The organism is Pseudarthrobacter sp. NPDC058329 (genome assembly GCF_042879835.1).
Taxonomy (GTDB): Bacteria; Actinomycetota; Actinomycetes; order Actinomycetales; family Micrococcaceae; genus Arthrobacter.
Genome location: NZ_JBHVZR010000010.1, coordinates 131,686 through 155,954 on the forward strand (window position 1 = coordinate 131,686; position 24,269 = coordinate 155,954).

Annotated in this window: 20 protein-coding genes and 1 riboswitch; of the genes, 7 read left to right on the forward strand and 13 right to left on the reverse strand. The window is 65.7% G+C overall.

Annotated elements, in window-relative coordinates:
• Positions 1 to 139: 139 nt before the first annotated feature.
• From groL to ACFVYC_RS14300, 5 genes are all read right to left on the reverse strand, one after another.
• Positions 140 to 1,768 carry a chaperonin GroEL gene (gene groL, locus ACFVYC_RS14280; protein WP_387551123.1) on the reverse strand — a complete coding sequence of 543 codons (1,629 nt, stop codon included), beginning with the start codon at positions 1,766 to 1,768 and terminating at the stop codon, positions 140 to 142.
• Between the two features lie 280 nt (positions 1,769 to 2,048).
• Positions 2,049 to 3,329 carry an ABC transporter substrate-binding protein gene (locus tag ACFVYC_RS14285; RefSeq protein ID WP_387551125.1) on the reverse strand — a complete coding sequence of 427 codons (1,281 nt, stop codon included), beginning with the start codon at positions 3,327 to 3,329 and terminating at the stop codon, positions 2,049 to 2,051.
• Positions 3,326 to 3,532, reverse strand: coding sequence for a cold-shock protein (locus ACFVYC_RS14290; protein WP_009358138.1), 207 nt, complete (start codon positions 3,530 to 3,532; stop codon positions 3,326 to 3,328). Before ACFVYC_RS14290 ends, ACFVYC_RS14285 begins: the two co-directional genes overlap by 4 nt.
• Before the next feature lie 173 nt (positions 3,533 to 3,705).
• The gene (locus ACFVYC_RS14295; protein WP_387551128.1) at positions 3,706 to 4,365 is read right to left on the reverse strand and encodes a LytR C-terminal domain-containing protein; all 660 of its coding nucleotides are present in this window, start codon (positions 4,363 to 4,365) and stop codon (positions 3,706 to 3,708) included.
• Between the two features lie 46 nt (positions 4,366 to 4,411).
• A complete protein-coding gene (locus ACFVYC_RS14300; protein ID WP_387551130.1) occupies positions 4,412 to 4,741 on the reverse strand; it encodes a DUF3263 domain-containing protein in 330 nt (109 codons plus the stop codon).
• 125 nt (positions 4,742 to 4,866) lie between these two features.
• Between ACFVYC_RS14300 and ACFVYC_RS14305 the strand changes: the two genes are divergently transcribed.
• Both ACFVYC_RS14305 and ACFVYC_RS14310 read left to right on the forward strand, forming a co-directional pair.
• Positions 4,867 to 5,637 carry a uracil-DNA glycosylase gene (locus tag ACFVYC_RS14305; RefSeq protein ID WP_387551132.1) on the forward strand — a complete coding sequence of 257 codons (771 nt, stop codon included), beginning with the start codon at positions 4,867 to 4,869 and terminating at the stop codon, positions 5,635 to 5,637.
• Positions 5,638 to 5,651: 14 nt separating this feature from the next.
• Positions 5,652 to 6,491: a siderophore-interacting protein gene (locus tag ACFVYC_RS14310; protein ID WP_387551135.1), complete on the forward strand. Its 840-nt coding sequence runs from the start codon at positions 5,652 to 5,654 to the stop codon at positions 6,489 to 6,491.
• A 15-nt stretch (positions 6,492 to 6,506) separates the two neighbouring features.
• On the opposite strand, the gene ACFVYC_RS14315 is transcribed toward ACFVYC_RS14310, so the two are convergent.
• The 3 genes from ACFVYC_RS14315 to ACFVYC_RS14325 form a co-directional block, all read right to left on the reverse strand.
• Positions 6,507 to 7,994 (reverse strand): threonine/serine exporter ThrE family protein, encoded by a 1,488-nt coding sequence (locus tag ACFVYC_RS14315; protein WP_387551138.1) that lies wholly within the window; start codon positions 7,992 to 7,994, stop codon positions 6,507 to 6,509.
• Positions 7,995 to 8,028: 34 nt separating this feature from the next.
• Positions 8,029 to 9,345, reverse strand: a complete 1,317-nt coding sequence (locus tag ACFVYC_RS14320) for a peptidoglycan bridge formation glycyltransferase FemA/FemB family protein (protein ID WP_387551140.1) — start codon at positions 9,343 to 9,345, stop codon at positions 8,029 to 8,031.
• A 104-nt stretch (positions 9,346 to 9,449) separates the two neighbouring features.
• Entirely contained in the window at positions 9,450 to 10,523 is a 1,074-nt protein-coding gene (locus ACFVYC_RS14325) for a lipid II:glycine glycyltransferase FemX (protein ID WP_387551143.1), read from the reverse strand.
• 200 nt (positions 10,524 to 10,723) lie between these two features.
• Between ACFVYC_RS14325 and ACFVYC_RS14330 the strand changes: the two genes are divergently transcribed.
• The gene (locus tag ACFVYC_RS14330) at positions 10,724 to 11,269 is read left to right on the forward strand and encodes a TspO/MBR family protein (RefSeq protein ID WP_387551146.1); all 546 of its coding nucleotides are present in this window, start codon (positions 10,724 to 10,726) and stop codon (positions 11,267 to 11,269) included.
• A gap of 47 nt (positions 11,270 to 11,316) precedes the next feature.
• On the opposite strand, the gene ACFVYC_RS14335 is transcribed toward ACFVYC_RS14330, so the two are convergent.
• From ACFVYC_RS14335 to ACFVYC_RS14350, 4 genes are all read right to left on the reverse strand, one after another.
• Positions 11,317 to 12,759: an L-serine ammonia-lyase gene (locus ACFVYC_RS14335; RefSeq protein WP_387551149.1), complete on the reverse strand. Its 1,443-nt coding sequence runs from the start codon at positions 12,757 to 12,759 to the stop codon at positions 11,317 to 11,319.
• Positions 12,760 to 13,012: 253 nt separating this feature from the next.
• Positions 13,013 to 14,173, reverse strand: coding sequence for a glycine cleavage system aminomethyltransferase GcvT (gene gcvT, locus ACFVYC_RS14340; protein WP_387551151.1), 1,161 nt, complete (start codon positions 14,171 to 14,173; stop codon positions 13,013 to 13,015).
• A 9-nt stretch (positions 14,174 to 14,182) separates the two neighbouring features.
• The gene (gcvP, locus tag ACFVYC_RS14345) at positions 14,183 to 17,110 is read right to left on the reverse strand and encodes an aminomethyl-transferring glycine dehydrogenase (RefSeq protein WP_387551153.1); all 2,928 of its coding nucleotides are present in this window, start codon (positions 17,108 to 17,110) and stop codon (positions 14,183 to 14,185) included.
• Between the two features lie 178 nt (positions 17,111 to 17,288).
• Positions 17,289 to 17,387, reverse strand: a riboswitch (glycine riboswitch).
• A gap of 91 nt (positions 17,388 to 17,478) precedes the next feature.
• Positions 17,479 to 18,018: a TetR/AcrR family transcriptional regulator gene (locus ACFVYC_RS14350; protein ID WP_387551156.1), complete on the reverse strand. Its 540-nt coding sequence runs from the start codon at positions 18,016 to 18,018 to the stop codon at positions 17,479 to 17,481.
• A 65-nt stretch (positions 18,019 to 18,083) separates the two neighbouring features.
• Here ACFVYC_RS14350 and ACFVYC_RS14355 point away from each other — a divergent pair, with 65 nt between their 5' ends.
• Positions 18,084 to 19,661 (forward strand): MFS transporter, encoded by a 1,578-nt coding sequence (locus ACFVYC_RS14355; protein WP_387551158.1) that lies wholly within the window; start codon positions 18,084 to 18,086, stop codon positions 19,659 to 19,661.
• A 130-nt stretch (positions 19,662 to 19,791) separates the two neighbouring features.
• Here the strand turns inward: ACFVYC_RS14355 and ACFVYC_RS14360 are convergent, their stop codons facing one another.
• Positions 19,792 to 20,271, reverse strand: a complete 480-nt coding sequence (locus tag ACFVYC_RS14360) for a Dps family protein (protein WP_387551161.1) — start codon at positions 20,269 to 20,271, stop codon at positions 19,792 to 19,794.
• 215 nt (positions 20,272 to 20,486) lie between these two features.
• On the opposite strand from ACFVYC_RS14360, the gene ACFVYC_RS14365 reads away from it, so the two are divergent.
• The 3 genes from ACFVYC_RS14365 (at position 20,487) to ACFVYC_RS14375 (ending at position 24,165) form a co-directional block, all read left to right on the forward strand.
• Positions 20,487 to 21,515, forward strand: coding sequence for a nitrilase-related carbon-nitrogen hydrolase (locus tag ACFVYC_RS14365; RefSeq protein WP_387551164.1), 1,029 nt, complete (start codon positions 20,487 to 20,489; stop codon positions 21,513 to 21,515).
• A 65-nt stretch (positions 21,516 to 21,580) separates the two neighbouring features.
• On the forward strand, positions 21,581 to 22,606 hold the full coding sequence (locus ACFVYC_RS14370; protein ID WP_387551216.1) for an agmatine/peptidylarginine deiminase: 1,026 nt from the start codon (positions 21,581 to 21,583) through the stop codon (positions 22,604 to 22,606).
• A complete protein-coding gene (locus ACFVYC_RS14375) occupies positions 22,603 to 24,165 on the forward strand; it encodes an APC family permease (protein WP_387551167.1) in 1,563 nt (520 codons plus the stop codon). The genes ACFVYC_RS14370 and ACFVYC_RS14375 overlap by 4 nt, the downstream gene beginning before the upstream one ends.
• Positions 24,166 to 24,269: the final 104 nt, after the last annotated feature.

Here is a 24,269-nt window from a genome sequence, read left to right on the forward strand (position 1 = left end):
TTTTGGAGAGTTACTGGGACCTCCGGGGCGCACAAGTCCGGGTACGTAACCAACAACTCCTGTGGACGTAAAAAATGCGGCCCCCTCGCGAGAGGGGGCCGCATTTTTGTGCTGGCGGGACAGGCCCGGCAGGGAAGGCTTAGAAGCCGCCCATGCCGCCCATGTCGTCGCCGCCGCCAACCGGAGCAGCGTTCTTCTCCGGCTTGTCGGCCACAACTGCCTCGGTGGTGAGGAAGAGACCGGCAATGGAGGCCGCGTTCTGCAGGGCAGAGCGGGTTACCTTGACCGGATCGTTCACACCGGCAGCCAGCAGGTCGACGTATTCGCCGGTTGCGGCGTTCAGGCCGTGGCCGGCGGGGAGGCCGCGGACCTTGTCGACCACAACGCCCGGCTCCAGGCCGGCGTTGAAGGCGATCTGCTTCAGCGGGGCATCGATGGCAACGCGGACGATGTTGGCACCGGTTGCCTCGTCGCCCGAGAGCTGCAGGTTGGCAAATGCCTTGGCACCGGCCTGGATGAGGGCCACGCCGCCACCGGCGACGATGCCTTCCTCAACAGCTGCCTTGGCGTTGCGCACTGCGTCTTCGATGCGGTGCTTGCGCTCCTTGAGTTCAACCTCGGTTGCGGCACCGGCCTTGATGACTGCCACGCCGCCGGCCAGCTTGGCCAGGCGTTCCTGCAGCTTCTCGCGGTCGTAGTCGGAATCGGAGTTCTCGATCTCGGCACGGATCTGGGATACGCGGCCGGCGATCTGATCGGCGTCGCCGGCACCTTCGACGATGGTGGTCTCGTCCTTGGTGACAACAACCTTGCGTGCCTTGCCCAGGAGTTCCAGGCCAGCGGTTTCCAGCTTGAGGCCAACTTCCTCGGCGATGACCTGGCCACCGGTGAGGACGGCGATGTCGGCAAGCTGTGCCTTGCGGCGGTCGCCGAAGCCCGGGGCCTTGACGGCAACGGACTTGAAGGTGCCGCGGATCTTGTTGACGATCAGAGTGGCCAGGGCCTCGCCTTCGATGTCCTCAGCGATGATCAGCAGCGGCTTGTTGGACTGCATGACCTTCTCGAGGACAGCAACCAGTTCCTTGACGTTGGAGATCTTGGAGTTGACGATCAGGATGTACGGATCCTCGAGGACCGTCTCCTGGCGCTCGGTGTCCGTGACGAAGTAGGCGGAGATGTAGCCCTTGTCGAAGCGCATGCCTTCGGTGAGCTCAAGCTCCAGTCCGAAGGTGTTGGACTCCTCGACCGTGATAACGCCTTCCTTGCCCACCTTGTCCAGGGCTTCGGCGATCAGGGCACCGATTTCGTCGTCACCGGCGGAGATGGACGCCGTGGCGGCAATCTCTTCCTTGGTTTCGATTTCCTTGGCGGAGTTCAGCAGCTCGGCCGTAACGGCCTCAACAGCCTTCTCGATGCCGCGCTTGAGGGACAGCGGGTCGGCGCCGGCAGCAACGTTGCGCAGGCCTTCCTTCACCAGTGCCTGTGCCAGCACGGTAGCCGTGGTGGTGCCGTCGCCGGCGACGTCGTCCGTCTTCTTGGCAACTTCCTTGACCAGCTCGGCGCCGATCTTCTCGTAAGGATCGTCCAGTTCGATCTCCTTGGCGATGGAAACACCATCGTTGGTGATCGTGGGGGCGCCCCACTTCTTTTCGAGGACGACGTTGCGTCCACGCGGGCCGAGGGTGACCTTAACGGCGTCGGCGAGGATGTTCAGGCCCCGCTCAAGGCCGCGGCGTGCCTCTTCATCAAATGCAATGATCTTGGCCATAACGGCAATAGTCCTTTCGGGACAGTCGTTAAGAATGAACCTTCGCTGCAGTGCCCGCGACGGACGATCCTTCACCGTTGGCCTCTGTATGCCTCCGGATGCGGATCTCACTCCAGTTAGGTGTTTCTCGCTCCTCGACCGGTGCACGGCGCCGCTGGCCGGAACCAGCTTCGCTTAGCAGTCGGTGCGTCAGAGTGCTAACTCAATAATTAGCACTCCCCACGTGAGAGTGCAAGCGAAAGGACACGGAAAACGGAGCTTCCGGGCCCCGCGGCGAGGTTCAGCCCGAAGCCCGTCCCGCCGTCTCAAGGCCGCTCACGGTTGGGTTGTTGTCAGCTGCATAGGCGAAGGCCGTGAAGGTGGCCGTGGTGATGTCTCCATTGGCATCAAAGGCAACCGGCCCGGATTCGCCGTCGTAGTTGGCATCCGGCCCGGATTTCAGCCGGGCCAGGCAGTCCTTGAAGGAAAGGCATGCCTCACCGGGGCCCTCCCCCGCCGTTTGCCCGGCGGTGCCGCCCGAAACAGCGATGAGGTTGGCGGCGATTGACCGGCCGGCATCGTCCTGGGCCCTCGCGGCTGCAAGGGCTGCCACTGTTACGGCGTCATAGGCTTCGGCGGCGAAAGATACGTCCTTCAGCCCGGGGTCCACCGTCAGGAGCCTTGCCTGGAAGTCGGCGTCGGGTAGCTGTCCGGGGACCACGGCGCGGGCACCCTCCAGGTACCCCGCTGCCAGATCTGAACCGTAGCGGCCGAAGGCGCCGTCACTGAGGATGAGGCGCTTTCCGTCCACACCTGAGTTCGCCAGTTCCACCAGGGCGCCCTGCGCACCATCGCGGGCGATGAGTATGACGGCGCCCGGTTCAGCCGCGCGGGCCGCATCGGCCACGCTGCCCGCATCGCCGGGCTTGAAGCTGGCAGTGGCCAGCACTTCCAGCCCCGCCTGCCCGGCAGAGGCGGCAACGGCGTCCGAAAGGTCTTTGCCGTACGAACCCTCCTGGTACAGCACGGCGACCGACGTGGCGCCGGCGTCCTTGGCCAGCTTCACGAGGACAGGGCCCTGCGCGACGTCGGCCGGTGCGGTCCTGAAGTAGTAGCCGCCGCTGCTGATGCCGCTGAGCCCGGCGGCGGTGTTGGCGGGCGAGATGAGCGGGGTGCGGGCACGGGAGAGGACGTCGATCGCCGCTGCGGCGTGGCTTGAATCGGTGGGACCGACCACGACGTCCGCTTTCGCGTCGGCCAGCGCCTGGGCCTGTTCTGCCACACTCTGCCCTGCAAGGGCGGGAAGGAGCTCCACCGGCCGGCCCTTGTGGCCGCCGGCCGCGTTGATCTCCTGCACAGCGAGCTTGGCTGCCGCAAGTTGCGGTGCATTGAGGAAGCCGTTTCCGCCGGCGTTGTCCAGGATCAGGCCCACGCGGAGGGTGCCGTCGCCCGAAGCCTCCGCAGCTTCCACCCGGGCATTGCCGGTGGCCCCGGAACAGGCGGTCAGAGCCAGGGCGGAGCACAGGGCAGCCGTTGAAAGCGCCCGGCGGAGGTTTGCAGGGCGGAGGTTCGGGTCAGTCACTCGGCCGGCCGGACGCTTTCAGCCTGCGGGCCCTTCTCGCCTTCGCCCACTTCGAGTTCCACCCGCTGGCCCTCGTCCAGGGCCCGGTACCCTTCACCCTGGATGGCAGACCAATGGACAAAGATGTCATCGCCGGAGCCGTCAACGGTGATGAAGCCGTAGCCCTTTTCAGCGTTGAACCATTTGACGGTTCCCTGTGCCATGCTGACCACTCTTTCCGTTGTGTCCGGTGCCCACGCCGCTGTGTGCCGACAGGCTCCAGCCGCACCTGAATTCACTCTAGCCAATGCCTGCCCGGGGGTAGCCGGATGGGGCCGGGCCGTCCGCAAAAGTTATTCAGGCGTAACCGCCTGCCGCGGAACGCGAGGTCAGGGGGTTACCGGTAGCCCGGCCCCAGCACTACAACCAGCGGCACCTGGAAGTCGGCGCTGTTTACCACAGTAGGAATGCCGAGGAGCGCCGCCAGGGCCCGGGCACCGGGCAATTGCGCTGCCCCCTGGTAGTAGATGACAGAGGCCTGCTGCGGGGCGCCCGCCCAGTTGCCCACCTGTCCCAGGGTCCAGCCGTCGGCCTGGACTGTTCCGCCCACCCGGCCGGCAAGTCCTGCCGTCCCGGCGGCGTTGTAAATGGCGACGCTTTGCGACTTATCGATGAATACGGGAGCTGCGGTTGGCTCGTCCAGTTCCGGTTCGGCGTCCGTGCCGGGGTCGGCCTCGCCGGGCCCGGCCTCGCTGGTGGCGGAAGGTGTTGGCTCTGCAGAGGGTTCCGGGGAAGCCTCCGGGGTGGCCGTAGGGGTGGACCCGGTAACGGCCAACGGGGCTGCTTCCTGGCTTGACGAGGCCTGGCTGTCCGGCGTGCTGAAACCGAGCTTGGGGAGAATCAGGAAGGACACCAGTCCAATCGCCAGAGCGGCAATACCCACCGCGAGAATGGGCCAGAGCCGCACCCGTGACGGGGCGGAAGCCGTGCGGTGGACACCTTGTCGCGACGCAGTCTCCGGGACCTTGTCGAATTCATCGCGGGCGTATTTGGTCATGGAGATATCCTTGTTTATTGCTGCTGGCGGCCCAGCTGGGAGCGTCTTACGCGTCAGACCCCAGGCGCCGTGCGGTACGTGCACGGTGACGCGACGTACGTAGTCTACGCAATCGCTTGACCAGCATGGGATCGTGGGCCAGCGCATCCTCGCTGTCGATCAGTGCATTGAGAAGCTGGTAGTAGTGGGTTGCGGAGAGGTCGAAAAGCTCCCGGATGGCCTGTTCCTTGGCGCCGGCGTACTTCCACCACTGCCGCTCCAACGCAAGCATCTGCTGGTCACGCTCGCCCAGCGGTGAGTCTTTGAGCTTGAAGTCGACCAGGAGGGACTGCCGGGATTCCGGCTCCGGCAGGTGCTCCCGAGCTGGTTCCGCCACGGCGCACTCCTTAGCTGGTTACGTAAAATGTCTGACCCCCATGCTACGGACGAATAACAGCCTTGTCATTTGCGGTGGGGGCAGCACGCGGGCCCCGCCCCAGGACACCCTGCAAGAATGGGACCGTGTTTGACTCTGATGCCCTGTTCGAAATCGAGCCGGAACCTGCGCACGGCGCGGGCTTCGCCGAACTGGCGCTGCTCCCGCTGGAGGAGCTGATGGCGCCCGACTGGGCCGCCGCCCTGGCAGGCGTGGAAAACGAACTTCGGGAGGTGCTCACCTTCCTCGCCGGCGAAGTGGCAGCGGGGCACGAGGTGCTGCCGGCGCCGTCGAACGTCCTGCGTGTCTTCCGGCAGCCGCTCGCCCGGGTAAAGGTCCTGCTCGTCGGCCAGGATCCCTATCCGACACCCGGGCATGCGGTGGGATTGTCCTTCTCCGTGGACCCGGGCACGCGGCCCATCCCCCGGAGCCTTGCGAATATTTACCGGGAGCTGGAAACGGATCTCGGGCTGCCGGCGAGGGTTCACGGCGACCTGTCCGCCTGGGCTGACGAGGGTGTGCTGCTCCTGAACCGCGTCATGACGGTGCGGGCAGGGTCCGCCGGCTCGCACCGCGGCAAAGGCTGGGAGAAGATCACGACGGCGGCTGTCTCCACAGTCGCCCACCGACGGAACCAGGACGGATCCAGGATGCCGCTGGTGGCGGTCCTGTGGGGGAAGGACGCCGAAAGCGTCCGCCCCCTCCTGGACGGGGCACCGGCGGTGGCAAGCGCCCACCCCAGTCCCTTGTCCGCATCCCGCGGCTTTTTTGGATCCCGGCCCTTCAGCCGCGTCAACGAACTCCTGTTGGGGCAGGGTGCCCCCGGCGTAACCTGGGAGCTCCCCCCGGCACCCTAGCTTAGGCTTGCCTTATGAGCACCGTTCCCGCCGCTACCAGCGCCACGAAGAAAAGCCGTCCGCAGATCAACCTCGCCGTGGTGCGCCGGGAAGAGCTTTCCCCGCACATGGTTCGGATCGTTGCCGGCGGCGATGGCTTCGCGGACTTCGTCAACAACGGCTTCGTGGACCGCTACGTAAAGATCGTTTTTCCCCAGCCAGGCGTGAAGTATTCCACCCCGCTGGATTTGTGGAGCATCCGGGAGACGATGCCGCGGGAACAGTGGCCGTTCACCCGGACGTACACCATCCGCTGGGTGGATCCGGTGGCGCGTGAGCTGGCCATCGATTTTGTGGTGCACGGCGATGAAGGCCTCGCTGGCCCGTGGGCAGCCAAGGCACAGCCCGGCGACACCCTGACGTTCACCGGCCCCGGCGGCGCCTACAACCCGGCACCGGACGCCGACTGGTATCTTTTCGCCGGGGACGAGGCGGCGCTGCCCGCGATTGCGGCCTGCCTGGAGTCCCTGCCGGGGGAAGCAGCGGGCCTGGCCTTTGTGGAGGTGGACTCCGACGCCGACATCCAGCCGATCGCCGCTCCGGCCGGAGTCACAATTCACTGGCTGGCCCGCAACGGTGTCCCCGCGGGCGAGAGCGACGTTCTGGTTCAGGCGGTGGCAGCCGCCGAATGGCCTGCGGGCCGGGTGGACGTGTTTGCCCATGGCGAGCGCGGCTACATGAAGGCCCTGCGTGCGGTCTTTTTTGATCAGCGCGGCCTGGAACGCAGCCAGGTTTCTCTGTCGGGCTACTGGGCCAAGGGCCGGGTGGAGGATGCGTTCCAGGCGGAGAAAAAACTTCCGGTGGGACAGATCTAGCCGCACGGCCCCCGGTCAGCGGCGGCGGGCCCGCCGCCGCTCATTGCTGGCCAGGCTGCGCGTCAGCGGCCTCGCAAGGGTGTCCCCGAGGACAATACCGCCCGCTGTCCCCAGGACGATGGCACCGGCGTTGAGCATCCCCCCGGCACCGAGCAGGATTTCGGCTTCCTCAATGGTGAGCACATACATGGACCGGAAGATGGTCAGGCCGGGCAGCAGGATCAGTGCTGCGGGGACGGCAACCACCAGCTGCGGCGCTCCCATCCTCAGCGCGACCACCCGCGCCAGCAGGCCAATGACCACGGCCGCCAGTGCCGGTGAAAAACGGTCACCCACGCCGAGCTGGCCCGCCGCGAGCAGTACAAGGTAGCCGGCCACTCCCACGGCAGCTGTGGGCAGCAGCAGCTGCCAGCTGGTCTGTTCGGTGATGCCGATGGCCATCACTGCCACTGCCACGAAGATCACCAGGACCCACAAATCGTAGGCCGGCGGGAACGTTTCTGTAATGTCGATGCGCTGCATCCCGGTGAGCTCACCCACCACGAACGCGACGGCGATGCCGGCCACGATGGCGCCGAAGGTCAACAGCGTTGACAGGAACCGGCCCGCGGCCGTTACCGGGAAGCCGTTGATGGCGTCCTGCACCGACGAGACGAGGCGGCCGGTCGGCAGGAGCAGGAGGATGCCGCCCACCACCACAATGGCCGGCGACGTGGTCAGCCCGAACTGCCACAGCACCAGCGCCAGCTGCGTCACCACAAAGGAGCAGCTGGCCGTGATAAAGAAGTCCGGCACGCGCCACCTTCCCAGCTGGCGGGCCAACAGGCTGATGCCGATGTTGGCCACAAATGCGATGGCCGAGGCCACCGGTCCGCCGCCCAGGACACCCACGAAGACAGCCGCGAAAGTGCCGAACGCCACCGTGACCATCCAGCGCGGGAAGGGCTTGGGGCTGGTGATGGCCTCATCGAGCCGGCGGATCGCCTCGTCCCGGCCCACTCCCCCGGCCACAATGTCCGTCACCAGCTGATGCACCTTCGCCAGGCCGGCGTAGTTGTTGGTCCAGGAACGCACCACGCGCAGCAGTGCGACGGGCGTCTGGTCCTTGGGTGCGTAGTTAATGCCAACGGACTGGTTGGTGATGTCCACTTCGATGTTCTTAAGGCCCAGCGCAGCGGTGACGGCGATGATGCTCGTCTCCACCTCAAGGGCACCGGCCCCGTACCGGAACATGGTTTCGGCCAGGTGCAGGGCGAAGTCGAGGGTCTTGCGGGCGGAGGTGTCAACGCCGCCCACCTGGATCATCGGGTTGGCGTAGGGGCTTCCGGTCAGCCGGTCCACAATGCTCATCGGCGCGGTGGGCGGGTTTTCGCCCTGCACGAGGCGTCGCAGCATCCTTTTGGCGGCGGCGTTCTGCCGGACCTGGGCAGGGGTCAGCGGCTCTGTTTTGGGCAGGCCGTCCGTGTGCGGCCTGCGCCCGGGACGTTCGGGCCGGTCAGTCATGGTTGCCTCCTCCCGGTGTGGTGCTGTCGGCTTTTCAGGTGGAACGCTTCAGGGGCAGTTTGCCCAGCAGTGTGCGGGCAGCGGCGGCTGCCGCGCGGGCCAGCCTGTTGGCGTGGAAGACGGCAGGCCGGACCGGCGCCACGAAGTCGCCCACCAGCTGGACCACTTCTCCCCCGAAGCCCTTTTTGAACTCGTACCCGCCGTGGCCTTCCTCGTCCTGGCCGGAAATGCCGAATGTCCCGTAGAAGTTGTAACGGGGGTACCCCTTCTCCAGTGCATGCAGCATCATGCCCCAATACAGGGAGGTGGCGCCGTTGAAGTAGATGTAGTCCTGCACGGTGCCGCCGATGACGCACACCACCTCGTCGCCGTAGCAGACAAAGTGGATGGCGGCCACGGTGGCAACTCCCACGGAGTCGGGGAACCGCTCGATGTCCTTCAGGCTCCGTTCATAGCTGTCCACAAGGTCCTGGACCACTTTGAGCCGGTTGGCTTTTTTCTTGCTGCCGGTCTCTTCCACCTCGCGGCGCAGTTCGGCCGCCGCCGCCGATTCCGCCTCCAGCCGCTCCGTGATGGACTTCCGGTACGCCGGAATGTCGATCTTGGCCATCATCAGCTTCGTGAACTCTGCGGAGGTGGTCCGGAGCAGGTGCTCGTAGTAGGCGCGTTCACGGTAGACGAAGCCCTTTTCGTCCCCGGCCCTGCTCAGCGCACCGTAGAACTCGTCAAGGGTTTCAAGGGTTGCCTGTTCCAGGAAGACGCCGTTCTTCTCCGCTTTGCGGATGGCCTTGCGGGTCCGGTAGCTGGCGCCCATGATGAGCTCTTCGGCGTCGTTGACGCCCGCAAGGCTTTTGATGAACATCCAGTTCACGTTGACGAAGTTCATGTCCAGTCCCTGGTGCCGGAATCCCAGCCCGGCAAGCCGGGCCACCAGCGGGCGGTTGTCTTCGACCTCGGGGTGTTCCGCGCCGTCGGCGTCGCGGGCTATGTATTTGAGGTTGGGGGAAATCCGCAGCTCGGCGGCTTTGCGTTCCGCGGCGTGTTTGCGGAGGAGTCCGACGACGGCGCGCACCAGGTCTGCGTCCGCGTAGTCCATCAGGGGTCCCTTGGCGCATTCGCACACTGTGTAGCCCAGACGGGTTGTGGTGTAGTTCAGTTTCCCCGCTGCCACCAGTTCACCGTTGCGGCGAACGCCGAAAAGTTCCACCTGCTGGCCGCGGGCCTGCTGGAACGCCGCGAAGTCGACGGACTGGAAGAAGCTGTTTTGCGGGTGCTTCAGGGCAAAGGCCTCGAAGTCGGCGTCGCTGAGGATGGCGAATTCAAGATCGGTGCCGGTGGTGACTGGATTCAAGGGATTTCCTCATTCGCTGTTGTGCGGCCTTGCAGTGGCAGGCGCAGGGCAATGATGGCTACGGGGCGGACCAGCGGTTCAGGGAGCGGCCCGGGCGCGTTCGGTCAGTAAAACTGCTGGCCAATCCGCGCAGTTTCGATCCGGCGGAAGACTTTTTCTGCGCCCTTGACCCAGAGGCGGTGCTTCAGGGGAGCAAGAACGTAGTCGTGGCAGCCCACAAAATCGGTGACCGTTTTGGTGAAGCTGGTCTTGAACATGCCCATGCCGTACAGGTTGTGGCTCTTGTCCTTGATCCGGACGGCAGGCGGAGTGCCGCAGAAGTCGTATTCTGTGCAGCCGAGCTCCTGCATGCGCTTGATGGCTGCCCACTGGACGAGGTGCGAGTCGCCGTACTGTTTGCGGTTCTGGGTGGAACCGCCGTCCTTGTACGTGGCTTTGGCTCCGTAGTTGATGACGAACGCGCCCACGCTGGGTTTGCCGTCCTCGTAAACGAAGAAGAAGTTGCCTTGGCCGCGGTTGCAGAACTCGTCCCAGAACGCCGCGTAGTACTCGTAGCTGCGCAGCGGCATGGAGCCTTTGGCGTTGACGGTGTCCGCCATCAGGTCGTAGAGCGTTCGGTAGGCCTCCGGGCCGTGTTCCTTCCGGAGTACTTCGCAGCCTTCCCGCTCGGCGCGGCGGATAGCGTTGCGGGCGCGGGAGGAGATCGCCTTAAAGACGGCTTCTTCCGGGCCGGAGATGTCCAGCAGGGCCGTGGAGTCGTTGGACTGGATGTTGGGAGCCTTGACCAGGCCGGCAACGGCCAGGTGAGCCTGGGCTTCGGCTGAATCAACGACGTCCGGTTCGATCTTTATGGTAAAGACGTTGAGTTTCCTGGCGCGGGCAAACTCGGCGCAGGCCTGGAGGGCGGCTTTCAGGTCACCGGAGTCAGCGAGGTCGGGGCCTTTGATGAGGTACCAGAGCCGGCCCAGCACCGGGAACCGCTTTTCGAGAACCAGGTTGTAGCTGGCTGCGCCGGAACTTTCCAGCACCAGGAAGCGGACCTTCCAGCCAGTGCCGTTCTTAACCGACGCATACGCTGCCGACTGCAGCATGTTGCCGCCGTTCGGGTTGGCAGTGACGTGCTTGTCCCAGTTTTCAATTTCCTCGGCGGTGGCAAAACGTGCGGTGAATTCTCGCAAGGGGGCCGTGTCCAATCAGGGTTGTGCGCGGTTCTGTACTCGTGGCTGCGTGCGGACATGCAGCCTCAAGTCTAAAGCCTGGCGGCGTTCGGGCATTCCAGCCTGGCGGGCAGGGGGCTTTTCTAGCGGCACGGGCCGGCCCCGTTCCACCCATGCCACACCTGCTTGACTCCGGGAAGGGTGTTGGCGAGGGTTGAAGCATGCAGCCGCACCCCGGAAAGTTGACGCTCCCGCAGGATAACGACGCTGAACCGCCGGGTGCGGGCAGGCAAGCGCTGGCTTTAGTCGCCCTCCTGGCTGCGTCGTTCCTGGTTGCGGGGCTCGGGTCCATTGCCACTTTCAACAACGTGGACGGCTGGTACACCACCGCCGATAAGGCCCCTTGGTCACCGCCCAACAGTGTCTTCGGCCCGGTCTGGACTTTCCTCTACACGGCGATGGCGGTCGCCGCCTGGCTGGTGTGGCGGACGCGGGCACCGTGGACCAAGCGGGCTCTGACGGCCTACGGAATCCAACTGGCACTGAACCTGGCGTGGACTCCTGTGTTTTTCGGTCTTTACCCCGCCCTCGGCACGGCTGCCCTGTGGCTGGCGCTGGGGATCATCCTTGCCCTTATTGCCGCCGTCTCCGTGACCGTGATGTATTTCGGCCCCATCAGCCGCGCCGCCGGGCTGCTCCTGCTGCCGTACATCAGCTGGCTGGTGTTCGCCGCCACGCTCAACTGGTGGGCCGCCGTCCACAACTGACGGGGGCGTCCCACGTCAACAGCACGTCCACTGCGGACGCCGGCCTTTTAGCATTCGACGACGTTGACGGCGAGGCCGCCCATGGCCGTTTCCTTGTATTTGGAGCTCATGTCCTTACCGGTCTCGCGCATGGTCACAATGACTTCGTCGAGGGATACCCGGTGTGAGCCGTCGCCCCAGAGCGCCATCTTTGCCGCGTTGATCGCCTTCGCGGCGGCGATCGCGTTCCGTTCGATGCAGGGCACCTGGACCAGGCCGCCGATCGGGTCACAGGTCAGGCCGAGGTTGTGCTCCATCGCGATCTCGGCGGCGTTCTCCACCTGCGCCGGGGTCCCGCCCATCACCTCGGCCAGTCCCGCGGCGGCCATCGACGACGCCGATCCCACCTCGCCCTGGCAGCCCACCTCGGCACCGGAGATGGATGCCTGCTCCTTGTAGAGGACTCCGACGGCGGCGGCGGTGAGCAGGAACTTCACCACCACGTCCTCGCGGTCCTCCTGGGTGGCGTTTTCCATCCCGGGCGCAAAATGCAGCGCGTAGTACAGCACCGCCGGGATGATCCCGGCCGCCCCGTTCGTGGGCGCGGTGACCACCCGGCCGCCGGAGGCGTTCTCCTCGTTCACCGCCAGGGCGATCAAGTTAACCCACTCCTGCCAATACTTCGGGTCATGGAAGGCCTCGTCCTCGCCTTCGCTGTCCGGGTTGCCCGAAGCGGGGCGGGAACTTTCCTTTTTCAGCCGGTCGTACCAGTCAGGGGCGCGGCGGCGGACCTTCAGCCCGCCGGGCAGCACACCTTCCCGCTTCAGGCTGGTAGCCACGCAGCCCTCCATCACGGAGTAGATATGCAGCAGGCCCGCCCGGATTTCCTCGGGAGTGCGGCTGTCTTCCTCGTTGACCCGCATCACGTCGCTGATCCCCAGCCCCGTTGCGCGGCAGTGCTCCAGCAGCTCGGCGGCGGTGCGGAAGGGCAGCGGCAGGTCCTTCTTGGACTCCTCCAACTCCTGCTGCGCAGCATCCTCCTCGCCCTCGCGGACAATGAAGCCGCCACCCACGGAAAAGAACGTGGCCGTGTGCAGGATCTCGTCCGCTGCGTCGAAGATGGTGAAGGTCATGCCATTGGTGTGCCGCGGCAGGATGGTCAGCGGCCGCAGCACCATGTCCTTCACCCCATACCGCAGCGGAACAGCACCGGCCAGCTGCAACGTGCCGGTCTCCTCGATCGCCGCCAGCCGCTCCTCCACCTCGTCCGGCAGGATCAGCTCCGGATGGAACCCCTCCAACCCCAGCAAAATGGCGGTCATCGTCCCGTGCCCGTGCCCCGTCGCCGCCAGCGAACCGTACAGATCCACCCGCAGCGATGACACACGGTCCAGGGCGCCGGAGGATTTCAGCTCCTCAGCGAATACGGCAGCAGCCCGCATCGGCCCCACAGTATGAGAACTAGAGGGCCCAATCCCGATCGAAAAAAGGTCAAAGACTCCAACAGCCATTGCGGTTCCTAACTAGATACTTCGTGGTCGGGTTGGGAGGCGGGTGACCGAATTCCTCCGCGTGCTGGCTCGTTCCTCGCCTCTGACGCACGCTTCCGGAATCCGGTCACCCACCGTGGGCCCATGCACCCAGCGAAACACTCGCACAAGGGGCCCGCGGAGCCGGACTTTTCGAAAGCCTGCGTCAAAGCGACGAAGGAGCAGCAGGCGTGAAAATGTCCGGTCCGCCGGTCCCGAAGCTAACCACGAAAACCTACTTGGCCCGCTTGTAGAACGGGAGGTTGACCACTTCGAACGGCTCTGGTTTCCCGCGGAGGTCAACCTCCAGGGCGGTACCCACTTCGGTGAACTGGACGTCCACGTACGCCATGGCGATGGGGTATGCCAGGGTGGGTGAAGGCTGGCCTGAAGTGACTTCGCCGACGACGCTGCCGTCCTTGAGGACCGGGTAGTGGGCGCGGCCTGCGCGCCGGCCCAGGCCTTTGAGGCCCACGAGCCTGCGGCCGGACGTGGTACCGGCACCGGCTTCCTTTCGGGCGGCCAGCGCGGCCTTGCCCACAAAGTCGCCTTCCTTGGAGAGCCCGACAACGGGTCCCAGGCCTGCGGAAAACGGGTCGCCCTGGAGGGAGAGTTCGTTGCCGTACAGCGGCATCCCCGCTTCCAGGCGGAGGGAATCGCGGGAGGCCAGGCCCGCGGGCGTCAACTCCCCCTCCTCCGCAATGGCGACGAGAGCCTGCCAAAGGCCGGGGGCGTCGTCGTTCGCTACAAAGATCTCGAACCCGTCCTCGCCGGTGTAGCCGGTGCGCGCGAGCAGGAGGTCCAGCCCCGCGCCGGCCACCAGGAACGGGACCTCGACAGCGGCGTAGTACTTGAGGTCCCTCACCAGGCTGTGCCGGGCCGCCGGAACCAGGCGGAGCAGCAGCTCCTGCGCCTTCGGGCCCTGGACAGCGATCAGCGAGGTCGCGTCTGAAGCGTCATTGACCACGACGTCGAATCCTGCTGCCCGTTCGCTGAGGGCATCAGCCACCACCGTGGCGTTGCCTGCATTGGGCACCACCAGGAAAACGTCGGTACCGTCGCTGCCTGTGCCTGCGGCCGCGGGGCGCCGGTAGATGATGAGGTCGTCGATGATGCCGCCGTCCTCGTTGCAGATCAGTGAGTACTTGGCCTTGCCCACGGGCATGGCCGAAATCTTTCCTACCAGCGCGTAGTCCAGGAACGCCGCCGCTTGAGGACCGGTGACCCAGACCTCACCCATGTGGGAGAGGTCGAAGAGGCCGGCGCTTTTGCGGACGGCGTGGTGCTCGGCGAGTTCGGAGCTGTACTTCAGGGGCATCTGCCAGCCGCCGAAGTCGGTGAAGGATGCGCCCAGCTTCTTGTGCTCGTCGTGGAGAGCGGTGTACTTCTCACTCATGGCGGAGCCTTAGTTTTCGAACTCGGAAAGCGGCGGGCAGGAGCAGATCAGGTTGCGGTCCCCTGCCGCGCCGTCGATGCGGCCCACGGGCGGGAAGTACTTGTCCTGCTTGAGCGCCTTCACGGGGAACACCGCCTGCTCACGCGGGTAGGCGCGGTCCCAGTCGCTGCTGATGGCCGCGGCGGCGGTGTGCGGTGCGTTGCGCAGCGGGCTCTCGGTAACAGTGAAGTCCCCCTGCTCCACCTGGTCGATTTCGGCGCGGATGGACATCATGGCCTCAATAAAGCGATCGATCTCGCCGAGGTCCTCGGACTCCGTGGGCTCCACCATCAGGGTGCCGGCAACGGGGAACGCCAGGGTAGGAGCGTGGAAGCCGTAGTCAATGAGGCGCTTGGCCACATCCTCGGCGGTGACCCCGGTCCTCGCGGTCAGTTCACGCAGGTCCAGGATGCACTCATGCGCCACCAGCCCGCCTTCTCCCGTGTACAGGACCGGGAAGAAATCATTCAGGCGCGCCGCGATGTAGTTCGCGGCGAGCAGCGCGGACTTGGTGGCTTCGGTGAGCCCCTGGCCGCCCATGAGCTTCACGTACGCCCACGAGATGGGGAGCACGCCGGCGGAACCGTACTTCGACGCCGAGATCGGCACGTCGTTGCCTTCGGTCCAGGTGGCCGCGTTGCCGGGCATAAACGGTGCCAGGTGTGCCTTGGCGGCCACCGGTCCGACGCCGGGTCCGCCGCCGCCGTGCGGGATGCAGAACGTCTTGTGCAGGTTCAGGTGCGACACATCGCCACCGAACTTGCCGGGCTGGGCCAGTCCGACCAGCGCATTGAGGTTGGCACCGTCGATGTACACCTGGCCGCCGGCTGCGTGGATGGCATCGCAGACTTCGCGGACGTCGGCGTCGTACACGCCGTGGGTGGACGGGTAGGTGATCATGATGCAGGACAGCGCATCCCTGTTGGCCTCGATCTTGGCGTACAGGTCCGCGTGGTCGATGGTGCCGTCGGCGGCCGTGGCCACCACCACCACCTTCATGCCCGCCAGGACAGCGGACGCTGCGTTGGTGCCGTGCGCGGAGGCCGGGATCAGGCAGACGTTGCGCTGGGCCTCGCCGCGGGAGTGGTGGTAGCCGCGGATCGCCAGCAGGCCCGCGAGCTCGCCCTGGGACCCGGCGTTGGGCTGGATGGACACCTGGTCGTACCCGGTAATCTCGGTGAGCTGAGCCTCCAGGTCCGCGATCAGTTCGCGCCAGCCCTCGGTTTGGGAATCCGGGGCGAACGGGTGGATGGAGGCAAACTCCGGCCAGGAGATGGCTTCCATCTCGGCGGTGGCGTTCAGCTTCATGGTGCAGGAACCCAGCGGGATCATGGTGCGGTCCAGCGCCAGGTCCCGGTCCGAAAGCTTCCGGATGTAGCGCAGCAGCTGGGTCTCGGACCGGTAGGTGTTGAACACCGGGTGCTGCAGGAAGGTCGAGGAACGTTCGACGGCGGCGTCCAGGCCAAAGCCGGCGTCACCTTCGGAGCCGGCTGAGACGCCGAAGGCGTCCAGCAGCCGGGCGGAGATATCCGTCGTCGTGGTTTCATCAGTGGAGAAGCCCACCGTGTCCGCGTCGATGCTGCGCAGGTTGATGCCCTTTGCCTCGGCGGCGGCCACGATGCCCGCAGCCTTGCCCGGCACCGAGACTGTAACGGTGTCGAAGAAGCTGGTGTGCAGCACCTCGAGACCGGCGGCCTTGAGCGCGGCGGCGAGATTCCTGGCATGGCTGTGGGCGGACTCGGCAATCGCCTTCAGCCCCTCGGGGCCGTGGTACACCGCGTACATCGAGGCCACGATGGCCAGCAGTGCCTGCGCAGTGCAGATGTTGGACGTGGCCTTCTCCCGGCGGATGTGCTGCTCCCGGGTTTGCAGTGCCAGGCGGTAGGCAGGAACCCCGGCGGAGTCCTTGGAAACGCCCACCAGGCGGCCGGGCATGGAACGCTCCAGGCCCTTTTGCACTGCCATGTAGGCGGCGTGCGGTCCGCCGTAGAACAGGGGAACACCGAAGCGCTGCGCCGAGCCGACGGCGATATCCGCTCCCTGCTCGCCCGGAGGCGTGATCAGGGTCAGGGCGAGCAAATCGGCGGCAACGGTCACCAGCGCGCCGCGCTCCTTGGCGTCGGCGATCACTTCGCTGTGGTCGAAGACCCGGCCGGAAGCCCCGGGCTGCTGAAGCACGACACCGTTGACGGCGCCGTCGGGCAGTCCCTTGGAGAGATCCGCCACCTCGACTTCGAAGCCCAGCGCCTCAGCCCGGCCCTTGACGATGGCGATGGTCTGCGGCAGGCAGTCGGCGTCCAGAACCGTCTTGCCGTCGCGCGCATCCTTGTTTTTGTTGGCGCGGCGCATCATCAGCACGGCTTCAGCCACAGCGGTGGCTTCGTCCAGCAAGGAGGCGTTGGCGATGGGCAGGCCCACCAAATCCTGGACCATGGTCTGGAAGTTCAGCAGCGCCTCGAGCCTGCCCTGGGAAATCTCGGGCTGGTACGGGGTGTACGCGGTGTACCAGGCCGGGCCCTCAAGGATGTTGCGGCGGATCACCGGGGGCGTCACGGTGTCGTAGTAGCCCTGGCCGATCATCTGCACGGCGGTCTTGTTCCTGGCTGCCAGCCGGCGGAGTTCAGCGAGTGCCTCCACCTCGCTGAGGGCGCCTGCAAGTTCCAGTGCGGAGTCCTGCCGGATGTCCTTGGGGACGGCGGTATCCACCAGCGCGTCCACGGTGTGGTAGCCCACGGCCTTGAGCATGGTGTCGACGTCGGCCTCCCGGCGCGCGCCGATATGCCGGTCAACGAAGGTCGCGGCGGAAGAAGCCTGGGGGCCGGAGGCCGGGTAGGCGGGGGCCGGGGAGGCGGGGGCCGGGAAGGCGGAGGCCGGAGATACAGTCACGAGGAACTCCATAACTAAGGCGGCGCAGGGTACGCCACATCGATTCGGGTCCTCCCCGCTCTGTATTGGACCTGAGAGTTTCCGCGTTGCCTGCTTCAGCGGGCCCCGCTTGCACCGTCGGTGAGCCCAGCAGTCCAGGTTATCCGGGACCGGATATCCAGGCGGACGGCCTGCTACTTTCCAGAGGTGCCTCGCCGCGGCGGTACATGGGCCTGTGAGATTCCTGGGGAGGATTTGCTCCTACGGCGCCTGCTTGTACCTTCTGGCAGAACTCTCCCGCCGCAGATCAAAGGCTATTCACTTGGGTTGTTTTCAAGGGCCAGGGACGGCCCACACATTCAGTAATTCTCCTATGCCGCGGGCTGTGGGGCAAATGCCCGTCAGCCCCTCAACCGCTCCACGGCGGCAAGAAGTTCATCCACGTCGGCCTGCCTTCCGCCGGCTTGTCCGGAGGGCCCGCTTTCCCACATCGCATTGAAATACAGCCCGTCCCCCATGTAGAGCACGGCCTTTGCCATCGCCGGGCCCACGTCTTTTCCGATGAGCTCCAGCCATTGCTGCTGGATGGCAGCAAAGCGGCGGCGGGCGTCCTCGTGGGCCACCTCGGCCAGGCGCGTCGCGGCTACAAAGGAACGGTCCATGGGCGTATCGGACCAGAGCGATGACCGGATGAAATACGCTGCCGCCCCTTCCGGCGCAGCTGCCATAACGGCGAGGTCCTCCCCTGCCAGGCGGTCAAGCCGCTCAAGGGTGGCGGAGATCAGGGCTTCCTTGTTGGGGAAGTGGTACAAAAGGCCGCCTTTGGAGACGCCGGCACGCTTCGCCACCGCGTCCAGGGTGGCAGCCCTTTCCCCCACATCGATCAGGAGTTCTTCAAAGGCATCGAGGACTGCATCTCGCGCTACGGGTTTTCGGGGCATGGTTTCAATCATCCATTGTTGAATCGGGTTTTATAACTATACCGTCCGGACGGTATAGTTACGGGATGTTGTCTTCAGCCGCCTCCCCACAGAACATCACCCGCAGTGCTCCATCCGCTCCAGTTGAGCCGGCTCCCGGCGGAACATGGCGCGACTGGCTCGCCCTGGGGTTGCTGATGTTTCCTGTCCTCCTGGTAGCCGTTGACAACACGGCGCTGACCTTCGCACTGCCCGCGATCGCGGGCGCACTGGGCACGTCCGGGGTTGAGCTCCTGTGGATTGTGGACGCCTACCCGCTGGTACTGGCCGGGCTGCTTGTGGCAATGGGCAGCCTGGGCGACCGCATTGGGCGGCGCCGACTCCTGATCACCGGCAGCATCGGTTTCGCCGCAGTGTCAGCAGTAACGGCCTTTGCCCCCACCGCCGGCTGGCTCATTGCCGGCCGAGCCGCCCTGGGCTTCTTCGGCGCCATGCTGATGCCCTCCACGCTGTCCCTGATCCGCAACATCTTTGTGGATCCCAACCGCCGGCGGCTGGCCATCGCCATCTGGGCTGCAGGGTTCTCCGGCGGCGCCGCGCTGGGGCCAATCTTTGGCGGGTGGCTCGTGGAGCAGTTCTGGTGGGGAGCAATCCTGCTGGTGGCCGTGCCCATCATGCTGCCGCTGCTGGCCTTCGGCCCGGCCTTCATCCCGGAATCCAAGGACCCCGCACCGGGACGGGTGGACGCGCCCAGCATCCTGCTGTCCCTGCTCACCATGGTTCCGGTGGTCTACGGCATCAAGGAATTCGCCACCGAAGGTGCCGGCCCGCCGGCGCTGGGAAGCATCGCGTTCGGCCTGGCCATGGGCACGGCCTTTGTCCGCAGGCAGCAGCGGTTGGCAAACCCCCTGCTGGACATGTCCCTGTTCCGCAACCGGGTGTTCAGCATGGCCATCACCGCCAATATCCTGGCGCTGTTCTCCTTCAACGGTTTCATCCTCTTCCTTGCCCAGCACCTTCAGCTCCTTGAAGGCATGTCCCCGTCCTCGGCGGGAGTGGCGATGATTCCGGCGCTGGTGGCAACAGTGGTGGCCGGCCTTGCGGTGGTTCCGGTGGTACGAAGGATCCGGCCCGGTTTCGTAGTGGGCGCCGGGCTCGCCATGAGTGCCGCCGGCTACAGCATGGTGACGTTCGGCAGCCATAACAATGGACCTGCGCTGCTGCTCGCAGCCCTGCTGGTCCTGGCACTGGGCGTGGGAACGGCCGAGACGATCTCCAACGACCTCATTCTCGGCAGCGTACCGGCGGAAAAATCGGGCGCAGCCTCAGCGATCTCGGAGACAGGGTACGAAGTGGGTGCGCTGCTCGGAACTGCCGTTCTGGGCTCCATCCTCACGGCCTCCTACCAGCACAACCTGCGGCTCCCGGAGGGTCTCGCGGCGGCCGCCTCCGGCCACGGCACTGCACACGCCGGCGAAACGTTGGCAGGAGCCATGGAACTGGCAGCGGGCCTGCCGGCACCCCTGGCCGACGCTGTCCGGCAGGCAGCCGGCGCCGCCTTCGACTCCGGCGTCCACGTCACCGCGGCGATCGGGCTGGTACTGATGGCGACGGCGGCAGTGCTCGCCGCCGTCGTGCTGCGGAAGGTACCCAAGGCGCAATAGGGGGCCCGGCTGGCACAGTGGAATGCCCGCCGCCGGCGCAAAGACAGCGCCCGCCACAACAACAGCGCCCGGCACCGGACCCAAGGGTCCGGCGCCGGGCGCTGAAAGGCCGTGTTGCGCTGGTATCAGGCTACTGCGCGTCAGGCGCCGTGACGCTCGCGGAAGCCTTCATGGTTTCCGCGTTCACCATCCAGGCGAACTGCTCGAGCTTGGCGATGAACTCGTGGAGCAGGTCGGCAGACGTGGGGTCTTCCTCGTCGACTTCATCGTGGACCTTCCGCATGGTGCCCACGGCAGCTTCGAGGGCAGCAACAATCCGCTCGATGGCATCCTTGGTGCTGATGAGGCCCTCCGGGAAGGGAGCGAGACTGGTGGACCCGGCCACGGTGGAACTGCGGCCGTCCGGCAGGGCGTGCAGGGCGCGCATCCGCTCAGCCGTATCATCAGCGAACTGGCGCGCGGCGTCAACAATTTCATCGAGCTGCAGGTGAAGGTCCCGGAAGTTGGTTCCCACGATGTTCCAGTGGGCCTGCTTGCCCTGGATGTGCAGCTCAATTAGGTCCGTGAGCACAGCCTGCAGGTTGTTGGTCAGGGTCGGTGAAGCTTTCATGCGTCCTCCTCGATTGGTCCAGTAATCCCGACGGTACCAGCCCCGCACCCGGCAAAAGCCGGACCCGGGGAAATTTCTCAGTGAGCTTACTATCCTACTTTTTCGGGACGTAAACGAACGCGGTTCATATTTCCCCCTTGCGCCCAGGCGGATCAAACCGCATACTAAATGAACGTCATTCATTTAGTGACCGTCGTCTCACTGGAGTAGCAAACATGATTGAAATTTCCTGCCTCGACGCCCCTGCCTCCCTGGCCCGGACATCGCCGTCCAGCCGGCCTGCCCTGCGCGTCGGCGTAGTCCAGCACCGGTGGCAAGCAGACCGTGCCGCCGTCGAGGCCGAACTGAACGAGGGCATTGGCCGGGCCGCCCGACTTGGCGCCTCCGTGGTTTTCCTGCCCGAGCTGACGCTTTCGCGGTACCCGGCCGACACACTGCCGCGCAACGATGCCGCCGGGGGTCCCACCCGCTCCCGGCCCTCGGACACCGCCGAAGACCTGCTCACCGGCCCCACCTTCCGGTTCGCAGCGGACGCCGCCCGGCGCCACGGGGTATCCGTCCACGCGTCCCTGTACCAGCGGGCCGAAGACCCGGACGGCCAGGACGATGGACTGGGCTTGAACACAGCCATCCTGGTTTCGCCGAAGGGCGAGCTCCTCGCGCGGACGCACAAGCTCCACATCCCGGTCACCGCCGGCTACTACGAGGACAAGTTCTTCCGCAAGGGCCCGGCCGCCGCTGACGCCTACGAGGTCCATGCCCCGGCGGAGCTCGGCGGCGCCCGCCTGGGCATGCCCACCTGCTGGGACGAATGGTTCCCCGAAGTGGCCCGGCTGTACTCTTTGGGCGGCGCGGAAATCCTGGTCTACCCCACGGCCATCGGCTCCGAACCCGACCACCCGGATTTCGATACCCAGCCGCTCTGGCAGCAGGTGATTGCTGGAAACGGCATCGCCAACGGGCTCTTTATGATCGCGCCGAACCGCTGGGGCAGCGAAGGCACCCTGGACTTCTACGGTTCGTCCTTCATCTCAGATCCCTACGGCCGGATCCTCGCCCAGGCACCCCGCGATGCGTCCGCCGTGTTGGTGGCTGACCTGGACCTGGACCAGCGGAAGGACTGGCTGACCCTGTTCCCCTTCCTGGCGACGCGTCGCCCGGACACCTACGGCCGCCTCACCGAGCCCGTCCGCCCGGATGAACCCATCGGCGGCGAGCGCGGCTTCGCTGAGGTGTGCTCGTGACCGCCGCCGCAGCGCACCAGGACGGCGGGCCCCCGGAGCAATCCGGGCAAGCCCCGCACTGGCGGATGCCGGCCGAAACGGCGCCCCAGGAACGGCTCTGGATGGCTTTTCCTGCCCGCGGATACACGCTTGGCGAGTCGGCCGAAGCCGCGCACGCGGCGCGTGCCACGTGGGCTGCGGTAGCGAATGCCGCCGTCGAATTCCAGCCGGTCACCATGGTGGTGGATCCCGACGACGTCGATACGTCCGCCGCCTACCTGCACCCTGACGTTGAGGTGCTTGCGGCCCCGCTGAACGACGCGTGGATGCGCGACATCGGCCCCACTTTTGTCCTGGACGGCGGGGGGCAACTTGGTGCCGTGGACTGGGTGTTCAACGGCTGGGGCGGGCAGGACTGGGCGCAGTGGGACAAGGATGCGCTGATCGCCGGCGAGGTGGCCGGACGCTCGGGCGCACACCACCTCGTGTCCTCACTGGTGAACGAGGGCGGCGGCATCCACGTGGACGGCCAGGGTACGGTCCTCGTCACGGAAACCGTCCAGCTGGATCCTGGACGCAATCCCGGCCTCAGCCGGGCCGACGTCGAGCGCGAGTTAGCCCGGACCATTGGTGCCACCCATGTGGTGTGGCTGCCGCGCGGACTGACCCGCGACTCCGAGCGGTTCGGCACCCGCGGACACGTGGACATTGTGGCCGCCATCCCGTCTCCGGGCACGCTCCTGGTCCATTCGCAGGAGAACCCGGAGCATCCGGACTTTAAGGTCTCCCGGGAGGTCATCGACTTCCTGCGCGGCACCACGGACGCCGCCGGGCGGCAGTGGAACATCATCAAGGTCCCCGCCCCCGAAACACTGCGGGATGACGAAGGCTTCGTGGACTACAGCTACATCAACCACGTGGTGGTCAACGGCGGAGTCATCGCCTGCAGCTTCAACGACCCCCAGGACGACAAGGCCCTGCAGATCCTGGCGGAGGCCTACCCCGGACGGCGCATCGTCGCCATCGACGCACGGGAGCTGTTTGCCCGTGGCGGCGGGATCCACTGCATCACCCAACAGCAGCCAGCTGCCTCGCAGAAAGTGGTGTCATGACAGAAACCATCCGCACGGGTGGCTCCGCCGCAGGCGGTGCAGGACAGCATGCCCCCGGTACCGCCCACGGAATTACCCCGAAGGGCCTGAAGGGCGGGCAGCTGGGGCTCCTCGCCGTCGTCGTTCTCGGTATCTCCACCATCGCCCCGGCGTACACCCTCACCAGCGCGCTGGGTCCCACCGTCAATGAAGCAGGGCTGCAGCTGCCGGTGATTTTCCTGATCGGGTTCATCCCGATGATCCTGGTCTCGCTGGCCTACCGGGAGCTCAACGCCGACTCCCCGGACAGCGGCACCACCTTCACCTGGGTCACCAAGGCCTTCGGCCCCTGGGTGGGCTGGATGGGCGGATGGGGCCTGCTCGCTGCAAACATCATTGTCTTGTCCAACCTTGCCGGCGTGGCCGTCGACTTTTTCTACCTCTTCCTGTCCCAGCTCACGGGCTCCCCGGAGCTCGCCGACCTGGCCGCCAACAAGCCGCTGAACGTGCTGACCTGCTTTGTGTTTGTGGCCCTTGCCGTGTGGGTGAGCTACCGCGGGCTGCACACCACCAAGCTGGTGCAGTACGGCCTGGTGGGTTTCCAATTGCTGGTGCTGGGACTGTTCGTGGCCATGGCGTTCGCCAACTGGTCCACCTCCGAAACGGCAATCCCCTTCAGTTGGGACTGGTTCGACGTCACCAAAATCGAGACGTTCGGGCAGATCGCCGCGGGCATCTCGCTGTCCATCTTTGTGTACTGGGGCTGGGACGTCTGCCTGACCGTGAACGAGGAAACAGCCAACGGGAAAAAGACGGCGGGCCTCGCCGGCACCCTGACCGCCCTGATCGTCCTGGCGATCTACCTGCTGGTGACCATCGCCACCATGATGTTCGCCGGCGTCGGGGACACCGGCAACGGGCTGAACAACACCGAGAACCACGAGAACATCTTCACTGCGCTGGCCTCCCCCATCATGGGCCCCTTCGCCATCCTGATGTCCCTGGCGGTGCTGTCCAGTTCCGCCGCCTCACTGCAGTCCACCTTTATGTCCCCGTCCCGCAGCCTGCTGGCCATGGCCCACTACGGGGCATTGCCGGAGCCGTTCAGCCGGGTGAGCAAGCGGTTTGCGACGCCGGGCTACGCCACGGTTGCCGCCGGTTTCCTGTCCGCGGGGTTCTACGCCGTGATGCACGTGGTCAGCGAAAACGTCCTGAATGACACCATCCTGGCTCTGGGCCTGATGATCTGTTTCTACTACGGGCTGACGGCGATCTCCTGCGCGTGGTACTTCCGCAGCAGTGCGTTCAGCAACCTCCGCAATTTCCTGCTGCGGTTCCTTTGCCCGGTGCTCGGCGGCGTAGGCCTGTTCGTGGTGTTCGTGCAGACTGCCGTGGACAGCTGGGCCCCTGAGTTCGGCAGCGGCTCTGAAGTGTATGGAGTAGGGCTGGTGTTTGTCCTCGGTGTGGGCATCCTGGTCCTGGGGGCCGTGGTCATGCTGGTTATGTCCCGGTTGCGTCCCGGCTTCTTCCGGGGAGAGACCCTCAGGCGGGACACCCCCGCTCTGGTGGTTCCGGAGTAGGTCCGGGCTCCTTTGCAGCGCGCAGGAAAGGTGCCGTGCCCTGGATCATCGGGGCACGGCACCTTTTTTGCTCTTACCGCTGTGCAGTTATCGCTGTCGCTGTG

Coding starts and splice junctions, on each gene's coding strand:
- ACFVYC_RS14315 (WP_387551138.1), bottom strand. CDS start 7,994: ATGACTGACCGGCCCGAACGTCCCGGGCGCAGGCCGCACACGGACGGC.
- ACFVYC_RS14370 (WP_387551216.1), top strand. CDS start 21,581: ATGCCGGCCGAAACGGCGCCCCAGGAACGGCTCTGGATGGCTTTTCCT.
- ACFVYC_RS14330 (WP_387551146.1), top strand. CDS start 10,724: ATGCAGCCGCACCCCGGAAAGTTGACGCTCCCGCAGGATAACGACGCT.
- ACFVYC_RS14290 (WP_009358138.1), bottom strand. CDS start 3,532: ATGGCACAGGGAACCGTCAAATGGTTCAACGCTGAAAAGGGCTACGGC.
- ACFVYC_RS14355 (WP_387551158.1), top strand. CDS start 18,084: ATGTTGTCTTCAGCCGCCTCCCCACAGAACATCACCCGCAGTGCTCCA.
- ACFVYC_RS14335 (WP_387551149.1), bottom strand. CDS start 12,759: ATGGCTGTTGGAGTCTTTGACCTTTTTTCGATCGGGATTGGGCCCTCT.
- groL (WP_387551123.1), bottom strand. CDS start 1,768: ATGGCCAAGATCATTGCATTTGATGAAGAGGCACGCCGCGGCCTTGAG.
- ACFVYC_RS14375 (WP_387551167.1), top strand. CDS start 22,603: ATGACAGAAACCATCCGCACGGGTGGCTCCGCCGCAGGCGGTGCAGGA.
- ACFVYC_RS14360 (WP_387551161.1), bottom strand. CDS start 20,271: ATGAAAGCTTCACCGACCCTGACCAACAACCTGCAGGCTGTGCTCACG.
- ACFVYC_RS14295 (WP_387551128.1), bottom strand. CDS start 4,365: ATGACCAAATACGCCCGCGATGAATTCGACAAGGTCCCGGAGACTGCG.
- ACFVYC_RS14310 (WP_387551135.1), top strand. CDS start 5,652: ATGAGCACCGTTCCCGCCGCTACCAGCGCCACGAAGAAAAGCCGTCCG.
- ACFVYC_RS14365 (WP_387551164.1), top strand. CDS start 20,487: ATGATTGAAATTTCCTGCCTCGACGCCCCTGCCTCCCTGGCCCGGACA.
- ACFVYC_RS14350 (WP_387551156.1), bottom strand. CDS start 18,018: ATGCCCCGAAAACCCGTAGCGCGAGATGCAGTCCTCGATGCCTTTGAA.
- gcvT (WP_387551151.1), bottom strand. CDS start 14,173: ATGAGTGAGAAGTACACCGCTCTCCACGACGAGCACAAGAAGCTGGGC.
- gcvP (WP_387551153.1), bottom strand. CDS start 17,110: ATGGAGTTCCTCGTGACTGTATCTCCGGCCTCCGCCTTCCCGGCCCCC.